Raw genomic sequence first — 19,814 nt, forward strand, 5'->3', positions numbered from 1 at the left:
CTGAAACAGATGTTCCTGGATTTAAAAGAGCTGGGATATGAAGGGTCGTACGACCGCGTGGCCGCCTTTGGTAGACGGTGGAAGGTGGGTCAAATGGAGAGGGTCAAATCCGCGAGCAAATCAACAATCACCCCCTTATTCCGGGCGCGCTTGTGCAATATAGCTTGAAATGTATTTAGTACCGCCCGATGCGCCGCCCGCCACTCTTCAATTACGGCCAGGTCTTCCCGCGAAGCTGTGCCAGCACGAACGTTATTGCCCGCTCTATTTACTCTCGATTTTGAACCACCGGGAAAGGTAGTTAGAGCGTTCTCGATAGCTACATTTACCTTTTTCGTCACAAATCCCCCGTTCTCTCCTGTGGTTACCTGGTCAAATGTCGTTAGTAACGCTAAAACGACCTTGGGTCCGGTTCCACCAATTGCTGAGCGCCGCATTGGCCCTCATCCCCACAGCACTCACGTGAGGCGAGGCTAACGTCTTGAGCAGCGCGGCGACCGTCCAGAGTCGCCAGACCAAGAAGGGTTTCTTTTCTTTAATGGCGTAGTCGACGAGCCGGTCGAACTCATCCGGGTGACGCAAAGCGTGCAAGTATAGTGCTTGCAACACTGGCTCAAAAATTCCTGCTTGTCGGCACGGAATTTTTCCCAGCCCGTCCACTTCATGGAAGTGAAACCCTGGAATTTCGTTGAGCGTCGTGGGCGGTGGTACATAAAGCTGCCCGGAAAAGTTGCCGATACCGGCGAGAATACTCATGTTAAGGGAGGGCTTTGAGTCATCGCCGTTGAGGCGGATCGCTGCGAGATGGCTCAGGATTAACCAGGGCTGGAGGTCGTCCATCACAGGTTCGTTCATCCCATCTCCGAAGTGGACGCGCACAGGCGCCCGATCGGTTATCAGAACCTCAATGACCGAACCTTCACCGAGGTGAGACTCCTGTGGTTCGCGATTGAGTAAGTAGTCGATTACTGCTCCGAGCCGTGTCGGTTCATCGACTCTCGCGATCGCCGCGGCCAAGCAAAGGTCTCCGTATGGGAGGTAGGACGACAAATTGACAAGATCCCCCAAGGTACCAGCAATGTCCTCGACGGCTACACCATCCAACTCACGGGTCAGGAGGATCGATATATGATGAGACAGTACCTCGGGAAGACGCACGACCAGGCGCGGCCCTAAAACCGTGGTGTCGATCCAGTGAATGAAACCTTGGTCGGATAGCCTGCCTATGCGCGTCTCTCCAAGCGATGCTTCAAGTAGATATGGGTCAATCGATGGAGTGCCGTAGGTCTCGGAGATGCGCTCCGGGTTGTCGCCGTTTACTCTTACGTCCTCTAGGTAAGCGGCCGCCAGGCGTGACAGATCGTGTTTCAACCTTGGATCCACGGTAAAACGGGAGCTAGCCTGTTCGAATGCCCGATAGACCGGTATAGCAGGTATGATCGAGAGGTTGACATTACTGCGTTCCGCGGTAATGTCTGGGCGGGGGCGCTGTCCAGCGAGATGGGACGCGACCAACCGAAGCGTACGTGGACGCCTTAAATCGGCTACGATCTCGGATCCAGGCAGAAAGACCGCATTGAATTGTTTGAGTAAGAGGTCCTGGGCCCTTTCGAACTCCGGCAGTGTTAGGTCAGTGAGTTCGATGGCTTTCGCCACGCGTGAAATCGATGTTTCTTCTGACCTTCCTGGAAGCGTTCTCAGGGTGGCATAGGCGCGGCTGTTGAAGCCAAATACCAGACGAAGTCGTCCTGCAGTCGCGTTATACAAGAGCTCCTCGGTCACGCCCAACGGTACGCCATCGATGATCAGGGTTAGGCTGGGCAACACCTGAGCGGTGTTGAGCCAGTGTCTCAGGTCATCCTTCGACACACCGGTCTGCAATTCACGGCTAAGCCGAGCAGCAATGAATTGCAATACGTCCCCGGTATTCGCCGCATCGATGTAAGCACAAGGTTCATCGCCTAGAAGACCCGCTATTTGCACTAGCGCGCAAGTAACTCCTGAGAGCGGCTCGCCATGCAACACGACCACAGTAGCACCGCCAACGAGATGCTCACGAGCCGCCAGGGCAGCGTCGCGCGGAATTAGGAAGTCTTGAACGATGGGCTGCCGAAAATCGCCAATCTCGCCTGTTCTGCTGCCGATGGCCTCAGTATTCCACCGATTCAGGATGCCACGCCAAACCACGGGATCGCTTCCAAGAAGGGTCCGTATCGATCCTTCGACGGCCGAAGCGGCAAGCACGGACGCAGATTGCAGGATGCTACCCAGGGCCTTTGTTTCTAATGTGTCGGCCTCCATGGCGGCACCGTCATATGTACGCACGACCCTAGTCCCGGCAGAACTGCCGTTCGTGACCAGAACAAGCGGAACCATCGGCTTATGTAGACGGGCATAAGACAAACCTTGTTCAACATCTTCGTCTGTGATGTGAACGTGCGGCGCCTTCAACTCGACAAGCAGCAGTGGCGCGGCACCATCAAAGACGACAACATCCAGCCTTCCCTTGACGGTCTTGACGACACTCGTGCCGTCGATCTTCAAATCGTGGTGCCCAAGTTTGAGCGCCAAGTAGCGCTCGACGCGCACTCCAGCTTTCAGCAACGGGAAAGCGGTACGAATTCTTTCGACGATCGCGGCTTGGAAGTCGGCCTCATTGGTGTTCGGGTCGGGAAATCCGAAAATTCCATCGGCTGGCGGCATACTCATAGAATCTAATCTAATGTTATCCAGACGATAGTGTACTAGGTCGAGCCCGGGTGCTGTGCAACTCCCGCTCCCGTACGGTCCCTACTGTGAATCGCCCCGACTTGCGCAGAGGCTATTGGGTTTAAGTTTGGCCGACACTGCAGTCGAGCAGTCGATGATGGCTGAACCTGGCCGCTCTTTCGAGCGCGGCCAGTTCGCAGGATTCCCTGATTTTCCGGGTAGCACGACTGACCTCACCTGAAAAAGACGGTCTAACTCCAAATTTCATATGCTATTGAAAAGGAGAGACAGACCGTGGCCAAGAAGGGATTCACATTCGAAGACATCATTCACAAACAGCGCGAAGCAGAAGTTATGTCAGCGCAAGGTAAGAAGGTGGCCGAAATCAGCCGCCAACTCGGATGGACGGAACAAACCTATTTCGGTTGAGCGCTTTCGGATACCTCAATCGATAAACTGATACTACGCGAACTAAGGCAAGGAAACTTCTAAGCGGGGCAAATCGCCGCGAATCGGTGGCCCATGAGGGCCTGTACATATTTGTGTAAACGGACTATTGGCAGGAAACTGTCGCCTTGTCCGGAGCCACAATGAGTAAAAAGAAACACGACGTACGAGAAGAATTACTGGCTGAATTGCTAGCCAATTACAAGAATCCCGAAGATTTAATAGGTGAAGAAGGCCTGATGAAGCATCTCACCAAGCTGGTGGTGGAACGAGCCCTGGAAGTCGAACTGAGCGAGCACATGGGCCATGAGAAGCACGGGAGCGTAGCCAATGAGTCAAGCAATACCCGAGACGGCAAGAGTCGCAAGACGCTCAAGGGCGAATTTGGGGAGTTGCCAATTGAAGTTCCTCGGGACCGTCGAGTCGGCAAAGTCGTCCTGGATTCCAACCGTCAAGAAGTGTCAGCCATCATTCCGTCCAACCATCTACTTCTACCAAGGCTTGATCCATGAACTGCTGCAGGGCCATATCGGCCTGAGCTATGAGTAGGCATTGGCGACGACATTCCTCCGCAAAGTCTGGGCGTCGCGTATCCGGAACCCATATTTGCACCAAGCGGAGGCCCGCCATGGGTAAGGCATCGCGGTGTTCTTGAACTTTTGAATTGCGCCGTGCCATACTGGCCCCCTTCTCGTCACGTGAAACATTATGCGCTTCACGTATATTACTTGCAACGTGATGTAATGTTCTTCATGCGACAAACGTAAGTCTGTAATGACCCAGCGAAACCTGCTCACTTTACGCAGCTAAAGCAACCGCCTCAGCGGGTGGACGTGTTGTAATGTTTCGAAGCGATGCTGACCTGTGTAGGTAAGTTTTAGCCAGTCCGGCAGTGAGTCGGTTGTCGATGAATATCTGTTTCACGGTTCGCCTTGTTTGCGAAATTTGAGCAAATTTTCGAGCTCAACCCAGCAGTAATTCACGGCGTGAATTCAGTTAGAAAACTCGATGGGTACTGGTGGACTGGTGGAATAGTACGATTCGATCACCTATAATCGCATTTCGCAACAAATGGTATTCTGAAAGATGTCCAACAAGGAACTTGTGAGCACCAATTATTTTGTTACCTCGGGGGTGCTAGCGAGCACATGATCCCACCATGCAAGAAGAGCACCACGTACAATGTAGTGAAATGTGTCAAGTGTCATAGGCGCATCAGTTGGAATCCACGATGAGCCAAGAGTCCTAACCGCTAATCCAGTAACGGCAATTTCTGCCCGTACCGCTCCTGCACCCTTGCTGCCGGGCATGCACATTGGTGCAGGAAACGGCCGTCCCTCATGTAGTGCCTTGGAACGCAATCCATAGATAGTGTTTAGAGTTCTTTTCATTGCTGCAGGCGCCCAATCCACTTGCCAATATGTTTCGTCGGGCCTTAGCGCCGGTGGGGGCGGTATAAACTGCTCTAAGAATGACCGGAATTTACGGGTGCTACCGTAGAGATGGCGCAGATTCTGCGCTGCGCCAGCCGTCAAACCATTCGTACCTGAAGCATCAAGTAAAGATGCCAGTTCGGGCATAAATTCACGAAGGTTTTCTTCGTCGCTTTCGCGCATCACTACATGCTCTGACGCCGCGATCTCGATCGCAGACACAAAAAGCAGCCATGCCAAGTTCGGCTCTGACTCGGCAATCCACAAAGCATCTTGATAGGATCTCGCGGCTCTCACGAGCGCAATCACCATGCTCGCAGGCAGTCGATCTAGCAAAAACAGCCGTTCATCAACCAGCTCTAAATTGGGAGTGGTTAGCACGCTACTTAGAATCGGCTGCTCCAAATCGTAGAAAAAACTGATATTCGGTTGGGCTTGCGAGGATGTAAAGCGACCTCGAGGATCCACTATCTGATTAAAAATGCGATTTGCCGGCCCTGATTTTAGTCTGATACCAAGAATTAACGAGCTCAAAGCCGCCACCTCATCCGGGAGCCAGCCACCATGATATGTAGCCACATCGGAGCGCTCTGTACTAATCCCGCCTTGATAGGCAAGGCAAGACGTAAGACGCAACACGGCGGTAATTCCTACCCGCGCCTGCCCTTCGATGAATACTGCGTTGTGGAGCTGATACGGCGATTGCGTAATTTTCGTTTCGCCGACAAGGCTGCGGTCAGAATAGATAGGAAATTCAGCAGTTGGACCTTGCTCATCTCCAGCACTCTTGAATGCGATCAAGTTCTCTTGAACAGCAATCATCCGATTTGCTGGCAACATTTCTGCCATAGCATCCGCTTGTTTATTTAATAGATGTAATTTGGGCACAAAATTAACACTCCCACCGCCGGAAATGGCTACAGACGTAGTTCCATCTAGTTCATCATCGGCGGGATCATAATGGTTCTATGGTCCTAGCTACACATCAAGCGCTAGAGGATTGCATTGTTCTGAAGGCTTTATCAACGTCAGATCCAGAATAATGCATAAGCCGTTGGGCGGCCGCAATTAGCACCACCCTTGCGACCTCACTAGCTTGTCTTCTTTCTACCTCAAATGATTTCAATCTATCGAAATGTGTTCCGTGCAAAATTTTCGATCGTCCATCGTCGTATATATTTTTTATTAGTTCCGCGAGTGTTAGAGGCCTATCGCCTTTTACCACAATGGTATCTCCAGATGTGTCCGTCAAATTGATCACCATATCTCGAATTCCTGCAAATTTACCGCCACACCCAAGCACATCAAGGCAAGACCCCAGTTTCGCAACTGCTATCGCATCACTCAATTCGCGATTCCCTTCACCAAACCAATCAAGAGCCGTGGCCCATCGCATCGCCAATTTCGGATGACTATGACTTGCGGGATCTATCAGGGCAGAAAGAATTGAAGAGAATTCCGGAACTAACAAGTTCACATCATCCTTCGCTTGCCGTAGACGAGCACCGGAAAGATGACGAAGACGTTTTCCTATCGAGCTACCAGGAAGCCAGAGATATCCATTTGTCGACATGAGACTATCGCTGCCTGCTGGAGGTAAACGCTCTTCTTGAACTGCTTGTTGAAAAAAAAATTCGGCGCTTCCCAGTACGAGCGAGGTACAGTCGAGCGCCGTCTTCGCTACCAGTTTAGCGAGCTTTTTTGAGAAGTCTTGTTCATAACCTCGAACGGTCACTTCCAGCAAAGCGGGACACGTAGAAACAGCCGAATAGACAGGGCCAGCCAACCCAGCAAGATCGACTTCCCCTGACTGCTTTCCCAAGGCGGACCGCACCAAGTCTTTCCAATGGTGATTGGCTTCAGACTCGCCCAAAAAGGTCTTCATGGCTTTGGGTGAAAATTCCACACGGTCGATCCAATCCATACGATTAAAGATCGTCACCGGTCCCAATTTGAATGGCGAATCGTTCTCCAACCCAACAGTCCATGCCGGTATGTAATGAGTAAATTCATCACTATTGGAGCGCAGAAGTTGCTCCGAAAGTAGTTTTAATTTCTCGATAACCTTCTTGCCTTCATCCGCCATAGACTCTTCAAAATCGTCTTGTGCGTATAGGTCAGCGATTATCTGTCGCACCACTTTTTCGTATGGGCCTATCTCAACCTTGATACTGTCAGGTGAACGGTTCCCGAGCAACGTCTCAGATATTTTTCTTAGAGCCCTGCGTGCATCACGTGTGAAATGCACTTGCATCCCACTCTCAGCAGTAACAAAATCAGGAAGCCCATCCTGCACAGACCAATTGAATGCACCTGCATGAACGCGATTCAAGGCGGCAACCAATTTAATCAAATCTTCTTTTAATGTCATTGCGTCCCTCTAGATTTTTTATTCACGTCAATTTATTTTGCGACATGAATCTAACAACGTGATTCTAATAATCTCCTTGCCTCTTTCTGCACAGGCTTTATCTTCTGTTTCAGTTCCTCATCAATGATTCTTTGAACGCGTGCATACCAAAAAACGAACCGAGAAGCTGCGATGACAAGGCTAAAATGTGATCATAAGGGCGTTCAATTTCGGATATTTTTCTCGCCGGAAGTACCATTTATAATGCTGCAATTGCTAGCCCTGCCAGGTCTGCTAAGATTTGCGCTCAAAGGGCGATCTGTACGTGATGTCCAATAGCTCATGTAATATACGTCACACGACAGATGCAACGCAAAATGCCTTCCACCCTGGAAGGCATTTTTATTGGGAGAAAGGAAAACGCAACAACGATTGGAAAATGGGCTGCGTATGGACACATCTGTGTTGCACCTAGCACCAAAAACTACGCAACAAAGTTTGCCTTTATCGACGCAACACGCTCATATGGAAAAAATGAAATAAAACCCATATATAGCCTAGAGAAGAGCAGGAAATGGTTGCGCAACAATTATAAAAACTACCAAGATTGCGAATTATTGTTTGTAGTCACCTCCAGCTTGTTCCAGCACCAAATACATCGGTCAGGCAGCCGCAGTGTTACAACAGTCCAGGGACGTAAGTTCAAAATCTGGGGGCGTAATCATAAAACTTTGGCACCGGGCCAGGTCCAGCGCACCTCACCAAAAAGCGCTCGCGGACGAACTTGTGTCGACGGTATCGCAAATCTCCACGTCCGCCGATCTTGTTCCAAGCGATTGATTTTATGATTTCAATGTCGGCGTCTTCGAGCCAAGGGTTGGACTAATCTTTCATCCCCGAAACGGGCAAAGGCGTTTCACTGCCCTCCCCCCTAACACTTGCGTGAGCATTTTAACCAAGGGGTTCATGGAGGATCCAGCAGACAATATCCAGACAAATCCCATTACAGCAGGGCAAGGCCCACCGCTATGGTCAGTCCAAGCAATGTCGTTCTAACTCACCATCGATAGGTAGGTGCGCATCTACCGCTGCAGCGGCTGTGCTCTAAGTGCATGCGATCCAGGTAAGCAACTGCCGGGCACCAGCAAAAAATCCTCCCGTGAATTGTTTGCCTTGCAGCAAGTCTTCGCCCAGATCCTGATTCAATCGCAGGGTGAAGCGATGGCTCAGGTCATCCACTGCGCACAACTGCGCGCAGTGAAAATCAAAGAAATGGCCCACTCTTGCAAACAATGCCTTGTACAGGGATTCCTTGGCCGAAAATGCGAGCGTCAGCAAGCGCTCACTGGGCCAGTGGGCGGCCAGGCCATCGAGCTCGTCCGGCAGGATGATGCGGGACTGAACGGTGCTTGCGGTGGCAGTTGGCATCCACTGCTCCAGGTCCAGCCCCAGGAGCCTGCCGCTCCGGTCCGGCCAAAGGGCAACCACAACACGGTTGCCGCTGTGCGTGATCGATCCCTGCCAGCCCACAGGCCAGAGCGGCTGGCGTTGCGGCCCGATGGCCACTTGCCCCGCTTGTCCCTCTACCTGCAACAGCAGGCGGCACAGGTAGCGTCCGGCCAGATACTCGGCCTTGCGTTTGACCACCGCACCCATGATCTGCGCAGGCTGCGCCATACCGAGGGCCGCATAAAGCCCGTCGTGATAGGCCTCGCGGTCGAACGTGCAGGTCAATACCCGCAACTGCGAGCCGGTCTCCAGGGATAACGGTGTGATGGTCGGTATGAAACTGCGCATTTGCGTGCCGGCGTCGGAAAGCAAGACCTCCATGCGCTAGTCCAACGACTGCCTGATCAGTGCCGCGAGTTCAGCGGCCCGTATGCTTTGCCAGTGATCGCCCGGCAAGCTCAGGCAGCGGGCGCGTGAGCACAAGCTGGCGGGCCAGACAGTCGTGATGTCAGCCCAGACCTGGCGCTGCTGGGCAGCCTTGCACAGGTAAACCGCCTCTACGAAATCAAAGCTCTCGGGCAACTGGTACCGCACCATGGCTGCGATGCTGTCGCGTACACCATCGATGTACCGGCGCAAGGCCGTGTCGTCCAGTTGATCTGCCAAGGGCTGCTTCGCTAGCATCTGACGCCAGCAGGCCAACTTGGCGGCAGGAGCGAGGGCCTCGTACTGGATCGCATCGACGTCCACCGTTGCGCCCTCTTCCGGAAGGAAGGATAGCAGCAGGCCGTATTCACTGGCCGCCAGGGACTGCATGACGCTCTGGTCCACCGGATCAATCAGCCATAGCGCCGCAGCGCGACTGCCGGTGAGCGCAAGATGCTGCCTGGCCATTTCAATGGCGGTGTAGGCGCCCATGGACCAGCCCAGGTAAGCGGTAGTGGAGTTACGTTCTGTTTCGGGTAACTGGCCGTGATAATGCTGCGCCATCGCTTCGATACTGCCTGCCATACTAGGCGGCAAGACTGCGGGCAACTCGGCGCCCAGGCAGCGGACCTGCCCTTGCAGCAGCCCTGCCAGAGCATGGTAGGACATGGCCTTGCCGTCACTGGCCGGCAGGCACAGCAACGTGGGCGCAGCGGGTGCGGCGGTATTGAGTGGGACCAGCCCAATGGCGGAGCTTGCCCCCCGGCTGTCGGCTTGCAGTTGCGCCAGCGCCTGCGCCTGTTGCTCAAGCCGGGAGGTATCGAAGAGCTGGCGGATCGGGATGCTGACCTGGAAGCGTTCCCGGATCGCCGCCGCCAGGCGCGTCACTAGAAGGCTGTCGCCGCCCAACTGGAAGAAATCGCTGTCGCGGCTGGTCACAGGCTGCTGCAGGATGTCTTGCCATATCGCTGCCAGGGTGCTTTCGCTGCCTGCGCGGACCGGCGTTTCAGGCCGCGCTGCCGATGGGCTGGCCGGCACCGGAGCGGGTAGCCGGCTGCGGTCCACCTTGCCATTGGCCGACAAGGGCAGCGCATCGAGAGACTGCAGATGCGTGGGCAGCATGTAGGCCGGCAGGCGCTCGGCCAGATGCTGGCGAATGCTCTTGTCGTCACATGCCGCGACAGCCCTGCTCCACCGGGCCACCAACACTTGCTGGCCGACGAAGCCCATTTCGCTTTCCTCGGCGGGATAGGCACCGATGGGCTCGTATCCGCTTGCGCCCAACGCCTCGATCCACTCGTCAGTACCGCGCAGCCGGCTATGGCGATGCTGTGCCGCACCGTCCTGCGCCGCTTCCAGCACTGCAGCCACGGTAACCCATTGCAGCCTTTTTTGGCGCGTGGCCTCGCACAGCACCAGCAGGCCGTCCGGCTTGAGCAGACTGCCCAGGTAGGACAGCGAGGCATCCAGGTCCAGCGCGTTGTGCAGCACATTGGAGGCCAGGATCAGATCCAGCGAGCCCGGCGCAATGCCCTGAGGCTCAGCGGTGCGGTCGATGTCGAACAGAGCGAAGCGGGCACCGGCATACATGCCGAATTTTTCCCGTCCGATCTGCAGGAAGAATTGGCTGAGGTCGGTGTAGTGGTAGAGGGACTGCGGGCTGGCTTGGGACAAGGCCGGCAAGGCGTACATGCTCAATCCGCCGACGCCGGCGCCGACTTCCATGAGTGCGAGGGGCCGAGCGCAGTGCTGCACCTGATGTTGCAGGCAACGCACTACGATGCCGCCCAGGTAGGCGGCCACGATGTTGTCGCCATAGAGCCCCTCCGCGCCTTCGCGCGCCCCTTCGGGGAAGATCAGTTCGGTGGACATGAGCTGGCCGATGAGGCTGCGCCACAAGCTCGTCGCCGACTGGAACAGCCAGGCCAGGAAGGCCTGGCCATGATCCAGCCATCCAAGGCTGCCCTGCAAGCTCGTCCTGGCTTCGTTCAGAGCGGCTTGCAGCACGTCGCTGGATGGAAAACTGCGGGCGACCCGCCATTGCTGCCCGCCCAGCGGAACCAGCCATTGCTCGTCGCAAAGTATCTGCATCCATGCCTCCAGCACCGGCGCGTACCGTTGCTGGACAGCGTGATTGTCCAGCAGGGCTGCAAGCGAGAGTACTGCCCCCTGCCCGGCGCACAGCTTCAGCTGGATCAGGTTATGCAGGATCAACAAGGGCGCCAGTGCCTCGCTCTGTTGCTGGAAGCGTGCCAGCGCATCCCGGTCGGTGTTGCCCGGCAACTGGCTGGCGGCTTCCTGCAGGACTGGCGCAAGCAGCGATGGCAGGCCCGACAGTGGCACCGTGGTGGCGGTGGGCTCAGGGACCACGAAACCCGCCAGTTGCTGTGCTCCTGAGGGCGTACGCCAGACCGTGACGACCGACGCCTTCACGCCGGGGCAGCTGTTGAGCGCGGCCTCGATCTCGCCCAGCTCGATGCGGTAGCCGTTGAGCTTGACCTGGCTGTTGACCCGCCCGAGGAATTCGATGCAGCCATCCGGCCAGTACCTGGCCAAGTCGCCGGTGTTGTAGAGGCGGCCATGCCTGGGATGCTGGCTGAAGCTGGCCGAGGTCTGGTCGGGCGCATGCCAGTATTCACGGGCCAGCCCCGCACCCGCGATGAACAGGCAGCCAGTGACCCAGTCGGGACAGTCGCGTCCTTGCGCATCCAGGATGTGGTATTGCTGATTGGCCAGGGGGAATCCATAGGGGATGGATTTCCATTCAGGCGCAATCTCTACGACCTCGAAACAGTTGGACCAGATCGCCGCTTCGGTGGCCCCTCCCAGGGCCAGCAAGCGCGCCTGCGGGGCATGCTGGCGCAGCGCCTGCGGCAGATCCAGTGCGATCCAGTCGCCACTGAGCATGACGCGGGTAAGGCTGGCGGGAATGCCGGCATCATCGTGTGCAGCCTGTTCCAGCAGCATGCGGCACAAGGCCGGCACCGAATTCCATACCGTGACCCGATGACGCTGCACCAGGTCCAGCCAATGCGGGGCATCGCGCAGTGCATCGGGCGCGGGCAGCACCAGCGCCGCGCCCTGGCTGAGGGTGGCAAAGACATCGTAGATGGCCAGATCGAAATGCAGCGCTGAAATACCGAAGACCCGGTCAGCCGCCGATAGTCCAATGCGCTGGTCGATATCGGCCAGGGTATTGGCCGCGGCGCGATGGGTGATGGCCACCCCTTTGGGTTCACCAGTGGAGCCGGAGGTATAGATGATGTAGGCCAGGTCATCCAGCGCGCTCTGGTGTACCGGGCTGCTCAGGGGCGCGGTCGGCACGGCCTCCCATTGGGCAGGCGGTGTCATCAGAATGCGCGGGCAGCCGGGTTCTTCGATCGGTTCTGCGGGGTCCAGCAGGATGGCGTCGATACCCGCCCTTTCTACGATGGCCCGGGTGCGCTCGCGCCCTTGTCCTGTGGGCAGCGGCACCAGCACCGCGCCCACTGCCAGGATGGCCAGCGCCGCAGCGACCTGCATCGGGCCTTTGGGTAATGCGCATGCCACCAGATGGCCGGGCTGGATGTGGTGCGCTCTGAGCCGGTCCATGCCCTGTTCCACCAGGGCGCCAAGTTGTCCATAACTGATCTGATAGTGAGCGCCCAACAGCGCGGCCGCCGCTGGCTGGCGGCGGCACTGGGCAAAGAAGCCCGCATGCAGCGGAGCGAGGGTGAAAGCGGTCGCGGTCTGGTTGACCTCGGTGCGCACACGCAACTGCGACTCCGGCAGCAACTGACCGACCGGCTGCTCCCACTGTTGCGGCTGCTGCGCCAGTCGATACAGCAACTGGCTGTAACTGTCGAACATGGCTTGCGCCATGCCTTCCGGGAAGAGCTGGCGGGTGATGATCCAGTTGTATTCGAGGCTGCCTTTGCGCACCATCACCTGATGATCCAGCCAGACCTGGGGCGTGCAGGTGTAGAGGAAGTCCGGCTCGCCCAAGGTATCGGCGCCCCGCACCAGCTCATCAAGGTCAATGCCCAGCAAGCTGGTGAAGACCACCGGCATGAGGCTTCCCGCCGCTGCATCAGTCGCATTCCTGCGGCCCAGTTCGCGCAGCACTTCCACGCCGCCGAAGCGGGTATGACCCAGGCATTGCCACAGGCTGGCCTGGACCTGGCGCGCACGTTCGACCAAGGATAGCGTGCCGCTGCAATCGAGCGTGAGCAGCAATACCGAGGTGAAGTCGCCCACCAGTTGGTCCACGTCCGGGTGGATGCGGCGGCGATTGAAGTGCGTCAGGTTCAGCGTGAACCGGGGATCCGCTGCCCAGGTGGCCAGCACTTCGGCAAAGGCCGTCAACAGCACTGCCGAGGGCGTGATCCCTTGTGCCGAAGCCAGCGCGGACAGCGATTGCCAGGCCGTCTCGGGCAGGCGATGCTGAAGCCGGATGAATTCAGGCTGGCTCAGTTCGGCCGGTACGCAGGCCAACGGCAACACGGGGGCGGGCGCGATCGTCTCGATGCGTTGCAGCCACCACTGGCGATCCTGCTGGTATTGCAACTGGTACTGCGGTTCCTGCTGGGCCAGCATGTAGTCGCGAAAGTTCAGGCCGATGGGATCGACACTGCGCTCTGGGTGGTGGTAGCGCTGCTCCAGCTCGGCCAGCACGATATGGAAGCTCTGCACATCAAACATGAGCAGGTCCAGATCCAGATGCAGGCGCACGATCCCGCCGGGCTCCAGGCTGGCAGACAGATCGAACAGCGGCCCATGCTCGGCATCGAGCACCTGCGCGCACATCCTGGCGCGCTTGGCGGCCAGCGCTTCGGCCTGACCGCTGGGTGCTAGGTCGCGCCAGTCATCGACGGCGATGGCGTAATGGGGAAGCTCGGCCAGGATGCGCTGGCGGCCATCGGCGTCGATCACGGCGCGCATCATGCCGTGCCGGGCGATGATCTGGTTCCATGCCTGCTCCATGCGTTGCAGGTCCAGCCCCGCGATGCGCCACTCGAAATACACATGGCAGGACACCCCTCCCAGGGACAGGCTGTCGCCCCGGCCCAGCCAATAGGCGTGCTGGATATCGGTCAGGGGAAAGGACGGCAGGGAGGGTCCGAAGATGCAGCCATGGCAGCCGTCGGTCTGCACCTGCTCCAGCGGCTCAAGGCCAGTGAGGCTGTCCGGCTGCGCACCGATGAGCAGCAGACGGCCCTGCGGCGCCAGCTGCGCCAGCAGCAAGGCGAGGCCGCTCTGCCATGGCTGTGCGCCCAGCGCATCCAGATGCACCACGATGAGCCCATACCCGGATGGATCACGTTGCGATGAACCTGCCTGCCAGTGCTGGTCGAGCAATGCCCAGTCGAGCGGAAGGCGGGTCTGCTTGCGCGCGGCCGACAGGCGCAGGCTGGAGAACAGTCCCACGGTGTAAGCCACTGTGTCTGCTGTGGCCGCTGAGGCCGCTGAGACCGAGGCAGGCGCCCAGCGTGCGCTGATGAGGCGATAGAACGCGTCATCTTCCCACCCTACTTGCAGGCAGCGCAGCGGCTGCGGCTGGCCGGCCAGACCGACTTTTTCCAGCAGTGCCGACAGGCAGGCGGCGGCTGGGCGCACGCCCTGGCCATTGGAGCGCGGCTCACTTCGTTGACTCAACACAGGCATCCCCTTGCGACGTGAATTTTGCATACGCACCACCCGACGCAGGATGGTCGGGGATGCTCTTCCGGGCTGGGGAACAGGGCCGTCACGACAGGGCCGGAATTGTGGTCCGGAACTGCACTTGCGGCACAACAAAAATGACCTGGCAAAGCATCTTATCTAAAAAAATCCATATTGCAAATAACAATCATTATCATTTAGTATGCCCTCGACCTGTACTTCATTTCACATCCCGGCGCCACCATCGGAGCCTGGCTGTGCTCTTTACATGCTGTTCAACTGAGGATTCCGCCATGACCGACCATGCCCACGACCTGAGTAGCAAACCCGCTTTGCCCGACTGGCTGGAGCATTGGGCCCGGCAGCATGGGGCGCGGGAAGCCCTGCATTTTTCCGACAACCGCCAGCAGCGGCTCAGTTATGGCGAACTCTCCGAACGCGTGCGCGCACATGCCGCAGCGCTGCAACGGCGCTGGACGCCAGGGACGGTGGCGCTGATCCTGTTCCCCTCGGGACTGGACTACGTGGTCAGCCTGCTGGCCTGTTTCTATGCCGGCATCATCGCCGTGCCGGTCAATCTGCCGGGGGCAGCGCGGGTCAAGCGGGTGCTGGCCAAGATCGATGCCATCAGCGACGACTGCAAGCCGGCCTTCGTGCTCACGGGCGAAGCAATCGAACAGGCGTCAGGCGATGAGCTCAAGCAGTTTGCGGCCCGGCAGGCCATGGACATCGTCCATCTCGAATCACTGGTGGCCGATGCGGCTGCATGGCAGCGTCCGGATGCACTGAACGCGCAAGCCATCGCCTTCCTGCAATACACCTCGGGCTCGACCGGCCTGCCCAAGGGCGTGGTCAACCGCCACGGGCAACTGCTACACAACATCCAGTTCCAGCGCCGCCTGCTGGCGCCGCAAGGCCAGTCTTGTACGGTCGCGTCGTGGCTGCCGCTGTTCCATGACCTGGGTCTGATCATGGGCATCCTCGCACCGCTGGCGCTGGGTGGCAGGGCGCTGTACATGCCGCCGATGTCCTTCGTGGCCGCTCCCCTGGACTGGCTGCTACTGGCCAGCCGCGAGCGCGCCACCGTGCTTCCCTGTCCCAGCTTTGCGCTGCGAAGCTGCGTCAGCGCGCTGGCGAACGCCACGCCGGAGCAGCGCCGTGAACTGGATCTGTCCTCGGTGCATTGCCTCATGCCCGCCGCCGAACCGGTGCTGCCGGTGCATGTGCAGGGTTTCATCGACGCCTTTGCGCCCTACGGATTCACCGCCACCGCCATGCGCCCTGCCTACGGCCTTGCCGAAGCCACCCTGGTGGTATCGGCCAATACGCATGACCGCGGGCCCTGCCTGCTGGCCGTGGACCGGCAGGCCATCGAGCGCGATATCGTCATCCCTCATCCATCCGAGGAGCGCGCCCGCTGGTATGTGGGCAATGGCGACGACTTTGGCGCACAGGAAGTGCTGATCGTCAATCCCCAACAAAAGCGCCACCTGGGCCAGGACCAGGTGGGAGAAATCTGGGTGCGCGGACCCAGCGTGGCCGGGGGCTACTGGGGCAAGAACCAGAACGACGAAGCCTTTGCCGGAACACTGGCCGATGCCGCGCCGGGAGAACACCCCTTCCTGCGCACAGGCGATATGGGTTTCCTGCATGAGGGCCAATTGTTTGTCACCGGACGGCGCAAGGACATGATGATCTTCCGTGGCCAATGCCACTACCCCAATGACATCGAGGCCAGCGCCAGCCAGTGTCATGCACTGGCTGTCGAGGACAGTGCGGCGGCGTTTTCCCTCAGCGATGACAGCGGTGAGGACAGACTGGTGATCGTGCAGGAGGTGCGCAAGAGCGCCCAGGCCCAGACCTCGGACTACGCTGAACTGGCCGCGACCATCCGCCAGACGGTGGCGCAGGAGCATCAGTTGAACGCGCATGCCATCATCCTGATCCGCAAAGGCACCCTGCCCCGCACCACCAGCGGCAAGATACGGCGGCGCACGGTCAGGCAGTCCTATCTCGCGCGCGAGCTGGTGGTTTTGCATGAGGACATCCTGACGCCCGCTGCACCGGCAGCAGTGCCAACGGCGCCAGCCTTCGATCTCTCCCTCCGGGGCTTGGGCCAATGGCTGGCGCAGCGCCTGGGCAATGTCTCCGCGCGTTCGCTGGACCCCGAGGTGAGCCTGTTCCAGTATGGCCTGGATTCGATGAGCGCCGTGGAGCTGACCGCCGCACTGGGCCGTGAACTGGGCCGCAACCTGCCCGACGATCTGCTTTACCAGCATCCCAGCATCCATGCATTGCTCAGACAGTTACGCGCCGATCTGGAGCCGGGCCCGGCTGCAGCAGCGCCGCAGGCCAGCGACATCGCACGAACAAGCGACATCGCCATCATCGGCATGGGCTTGCGGCTGCCCGGTCCGGACGGCGTCGACATCGTCACCGAAGAGGCCCTCTGGGACATGCTGGTGCAGGGCAAGGACGCCATCCGCAGCATGCCGGCACAGCGCTTCCGCCAGCGCGACGATATCCCTGGGTTGGGCAGCTACCTGGAAGACATCGACCGCTTCGATGCGCCCTTCTTCAAGATGTCGCCGCGCGAGGCCATCAATACCGATCCCCAGCAGCGACTGTTGCTGGAGGAGTGCTGGCACGCGCTGGAAAATGCGGGACTGACGCCCTCCTCGCTCAAGGGCAGCGACACCGGCGTCTTCGTCGGCATCGGCACGGCCGATTACGGCCACCTTCCTTTTGCCAGCGCCGACCCGGCGCACCTGGATGCGTACTACGGCACCGGCACCGTCTTTGCGGCGGCGGCGGGACGCCTGTCCTTCCACTTCGACTGGCATGGCCCGGCCATGTCGGTGGACACGGCTTGCTCCTCGGCCCATAGCGCGCTGCACCTGGCCGTGCAGAGCCTGCGCGCGGGTGAATGCCCGCTGGCCGTGGCCGCCGGGGTCAAGCTGCACCTGGTGCCCGAGATCGATGTGGTACTGAACAAGGCCGGCATGCTGGCTGCCGATGGTCGCTGCAAGACCATGGATGCGGCCGCCGACGGCTATGTGCGTGGCGAAGGTTGCCTGGTGCTGGTGCTCAAGCCGCTGCAACAGGCCCTGGCCGATGGCAATACCATCCGCGCCGTCATCCGCGACACGACCGTGCGCCAGGACGGCAGCGGCAGCAGCCTGTCGGCGCCCAATGGACAGGCTCAGTTCCAGCTGTTGCGCCGTTCGCTGCAACGGGCCGGACTGAGCCCGGCGCAAATCGACTATGTGGAAATGCACGGCACCGGCACTCGCCTTGGCGACCCGATCGAATATGACTCGCTGGCGCAGCTCTTTGCCGGGCGGGCAGACGATGACCCTCTGTGGCTGGGCTCCATCAAGACCAACATCGGCCACCTTGAAGCCGCTGCCGGGGCGGCGGGCATCGTCAAGACCATCCTGGCGCTGGAAAAGGGGCTGATTCCGCCGCTGGTCGGGCTCAATGAAGTCAACCCGCTGGTTGACCTGCAACGCATCCCTGCGCGGCTGCCGACGGCGCCGCAGGCGTGGCCGCAACGCGCACCGGTCCGTCGCGCCGGTGTGACCTCCTATGGGTTCACCGGCACCATCGCCCACGTGGTGCTGGAACAGGCGCCGCCGTCGCTGTCTTGCTCCCTGAGCACCGGGCAGCAGCAAGCCACCGGGCCCTACGTCTTCCACTTCTCGGCCCAGACCGAGAGCGCCTTGCGCCACTTGCTGGCGCGCTATCACGCCCATCTGCTGGACGCAGCCTACCCTCCCGCCCATCTGGCCAATACCTTGGCGCGACAGCGCGAACACCTGCCAGTGCGGCAGGCCCTGGTCGCGCAGGATATCGCCCAGCTGCGCACATTGCTGGCCCAGCCTGTGGAGGACGGCACGCCAGCCATGCAGCCGCCCCGCATCGCGATGATGTTTACCGGTCAGGGAGCGCAATACATCGGGATGGGCCGGCAACTCCATGAGCAACAGCCGGTATTTCGCGCGGCGCTGGACGAGGTCGATACGCTGATGCTGCCCTATCTGGGCCGCTCCATCATCGATCTCATGCATCACGGCGAGGAAGCGCTGCTGCAGCAGACCTGTCACGCCCAGCCCGCCTTGTTTGCCATCGAGTACGCACTGGCGCGGCTGTGGCTGCACCTGGGGGTAGCGCCGGTGGCGGTGATGGGCCACTCCATCGGCGAATTCGCCGCCATGGTGATCGCCGGGGCCTTGCCACTGGAGCAGGCCTGCCGTCTCATCGTACGTCGCGGCCAGTTGATGCAGGCGCTGCCTGAGGGCGGCAAGATGCTGGCGGCCCGCCTCACCGAAGCACAGGCCAACGATCATCTGCGGCAGCTGCCGCCGGCCTTGCAGGAAGAGCTGGCCATTGCGGCCATCAACGGCCAGCAGGATGTGGTCTTTTCCGGTTCTGGCAGCGCCATTGCCGTGCTGGCCGAACAGTTGGCCGGCGCAGGCTGCCACTGCCGCGCCCTGAGCGTCTCGCATGCCTTCCATTCGCCCTTGCTCGATCCGATGCTGCAAGAATGGGAGCAGGAGTGTCAGTCGGTCATGTCCAGCGCCCCCGCCACGGCCATGCTCTCCACCCTGACCGGAAAGCTGGCTGCAGGAGGCGCCCTCGCCCCACTACCTGCGCCAGCATGCGCGCGAGCCAGTGCGCTTCCACCAGGCCCTGCAGGCGCTGGCCGAGGTGGTCGACGTGGTGCTGGAAGTGGGACCGCATGCCGTGCTCACGGCCCTGGCGCAGCGCAGCCCGTTGTCCAGTCCCGTGCAGTTCGTGGCCAGCCTGCTACGGCAGCAGGATGATGGCCAGAGCATGGCGCACAGTTGTGCCGCCCTGTACCGGCTGGGTCAGGACTTCCTCTGGGAGCATAGCCACCCCGGCCCCACCGTGGCCGCCCACACGCTGCCGTCCTATCCCTTCGACCGCCATTCCTACTGGCTCGAATACGACGAAGATGCTCCCCGCCATGCACCGCTGGCGCTGCCCCCCCGGCCTCTGCCGGCGCAGGCGGCGGCGGTCCCGCTCTACCAGATCAGCTGGGAAGCCTGGAACCCACCGCAGCCCGGAACAAGCGATCCGGCGCCGGGCCTGTGGCTGGCCAGTGCGCACCAGCACGGGGGCGCATCGGCGCTGGCATGGCGCTGGTTCGATCCGGACCAGCAGACGCAGCTTCCCGGCAATGACGACATGCTGGTCTTCCTGGCGCGGGCCAGCGATGAAGCCGCGCCGTTTGCCCACGACGATATCTGGCATCTGGTGCGCTGCCTGCAGACCCTGCAACGCCATGCGCGCACGCCCGCCATTGTGTTGCTGACCGAACGGGGACAGGCCGTGGC

9 protein-coding genes and 1 pseudogene are annotated in these 19,814 nt (G+C 59.4%); 4 read left to right on the top strand and 6 right to left on the bottom strand.

Annotated elements, in window-relative coordinates; all coding sequences use genetic code 11:
- Nucleotides 1-372: 372 nt before the first annotated feature.
- Entirely contained in the window at nt 373-2,709 is a 2,337-nt protein-coding gene (locus tag FYB76_RS07600) for a type I restriction enzyme HsdR N-terminal domain-containing protein (RefSeq protein WP_154133231.1), read from the bottom strand.
- Between the two features lie 294 nt (nt 2,710-3,003).
- On the opposite strand from FYB76_RS07600, the gene FYB76_RS26985 reads away from it, so the two are divergent.
- Together FYB76_RS26985 and FYB76_RS07605 are read left to right on the top strand one after the other, a co-directional pair.
- On the top strand, nt 3,004-3,138 hold the full coding sequence (locus FYB76_RS26985; protein ID WP_255475286.1) for a hypothetical protein: 135 nt from the start codon (nt 3,004-3,006) through the stop codon (nt 3,136-3,138).
- 161 nt (nt 3,139-3,299) lie between these two features.
- Nucleotides 3,300-3,575: pseudogene (locus FYB76_RS07605) on the top strand (transposase); the annotation flags it as partial.
- A 49-nt stretch (nt 3,576-3,624) separates the two neighbouring features.
- Here FYB76_RS07605 and FYB76_RS07610 read toward each other — a convergent pair.
- The 3 genes from FYB76_RS07610 to FYB76_RS07620 form a co-directional block, all read right to left on the bottom strand.
- Nucleotides 3,625-3,834 carry an antitoxin MazE family protein gene (locus tag FYB76_RS07610; protein ID WP_154133232.1) on the bottom strand — a complete coding sequence of 70 codons (210 nt, stop codon included), beginning with the start codon at nt 3,832-3,834 and terminating at the stop codon, nt 3,625-3,627.
- A gap of 437 nt (nt 3,835-4,271) precedes the next feature.
- The gene (locus FYB76_RS07615; RefSeq protein WP_154133233.1) at nt 4,272-5,477 is read right to left on the bottom strand and encodes a hypothetical protein; all 1,206 of its coding nucleotides are present in this window, start codon (nt 5,475-5,477) and stop codon (nt 4,272-4,274) included.
- Between the two features lie 97 nt (nt 5,478-5,574).
- Nucleotides 5,575-6,960: a hypothetical protein gene (locus FYB76_RS07620; RefSeq protein WP_154133234.1), complete on the bottom strand. Its 1,386-nt coding sequence runs from the start codon at nt 6,958-6,960 to the stop codon at nt 5,575-5,577.
- A gap of 356 nt (nt 6,961-7,316) precedes the next feature.
- Here FYB76_RS07620 and FYB76_RS07625 point away from each other — a divergent pair, with 356 nt between their 5' ends.
- Nucleotides 7,317-7,787 carry a hypothetical protein gene (locus FYB76_RS07625; RefSeq protein WP_154133235.1) on the top strand — a complete coding sequence of 157 codons (471 nt, stop codon included), beginning with the start codon at nt 7,317-7,319 and terminating at the stop codon, nt 7,785-7,787.
- A gap of 256 nt (nt 7,788-8,043) precedes the next feature.
- Here FYB76_RS07625 and FYB76_RS07630 read toward each other — a convergent pair whose 3' ends face one another.
- Both FYB76_RS07630 and FYB76_RS07635 read right to left on the bottom strand, forming a co-directional pair.
- Complete coding sequence (locus tag FYB76_RS07630) at nt 8,044-8,769, bottom strand: 4'-phosphopantetheinyl transferase (RefSeq protein ID WP_154133236.1); 726 nt, start codon at nt 8,767-8,769, stop codon at nt 8,044-8,046.
- A 3-nt stretch (nt 8,770-8,772) separates the two neighbouring features.
- Nucleotides 8,773-14,448, bottom strand: a complete 5,676-nt coding sequence (locus FYB76_RS07635) for a non-ribosomal peptide synthetase (RefSeq protein WP_195724593.1) — start codon at nt 14,446-14,448, stop codon at nt 8,773-8,775.
- A gap of 299 nt (nt 14,449-14,747) precedes the next feature.
- Here FYB76_RS07635 and FYB76_RS07640 point away from each other — a divergent pair, with 299 nt between their 5' ends.
- Nucleotides 14,748-19,280, top strand: a complete 4,533-nt coding sequence (locus FYB76_RS07640; RefSeq protein ID WP_195724594.1) for a type I polyketide synthase — start codon at nt 14,748-14,750, stop codon at nt 19,278-19,280.
- Nucleotides 19,281-19,814 lie beyond the last annotated feature (534 nt).

Origin of the sequence: Herbaspirillum sp. CAH-3 (assembly GCF_009668275.1) — a bacterium.
Taxonomy (GTDB): Bacteria; Pseudomonadota; Gammaproteobacteria; order Burkholderiales; family Burkholderiaceae_D; genus Herbaspirillum; species Herbaspirillum aquaticum.

What these genes read in the sequence shown, in the direction of transcription:
- FYB76_RS07625 (WP_154133235.1), top strand. Translation starts at nt 7,317, where the DNA reads ATGCCTTCCACCCTGGAAGGCATTTTTATTGGGAGAAAGGAAAACGCA.
- FYB76_RS07630 (WP_154133236.1), bottom strand. Translation starts at nt 8,769, where the DNA reads ATGGAGGTCTTGCTTTCCGACGCCGGCACGCAAATGCGCAGTTTCATA.
- FYB76_RS07640 (WP_195724594.1), top strand. Translation starts at nt 14,748, where the DNA reads ATGACCGACCATGCCCACGACCTGAGTAGCAAACCCGCTTTGCCCGAC.
- FYB76_RS07610 (WP_154133232.1), bottom strand. Translation starts at nt 3,834, where the DNA reads ATGGCACGGCGCAATTCAAAAGTTCAAGAACACCGCGATGCCTTACCC.
- FYB76_RS07600 (WP_154133231.1), bottom strand. Translation starts at nt 2,709, where the DNA reads ATGAGTATGCCGCCAGCCGATGGAATTTTCGGATTTCCCGACCCGAAC.
- FYB76_RS07620 (WP_154133234.1), bottom strand. Translation starts at nt 6,960, where the DNA reads ATGACATTAAAAGAAGATTTGATTAAATTGGTTGCCGCCTTGAATCGC.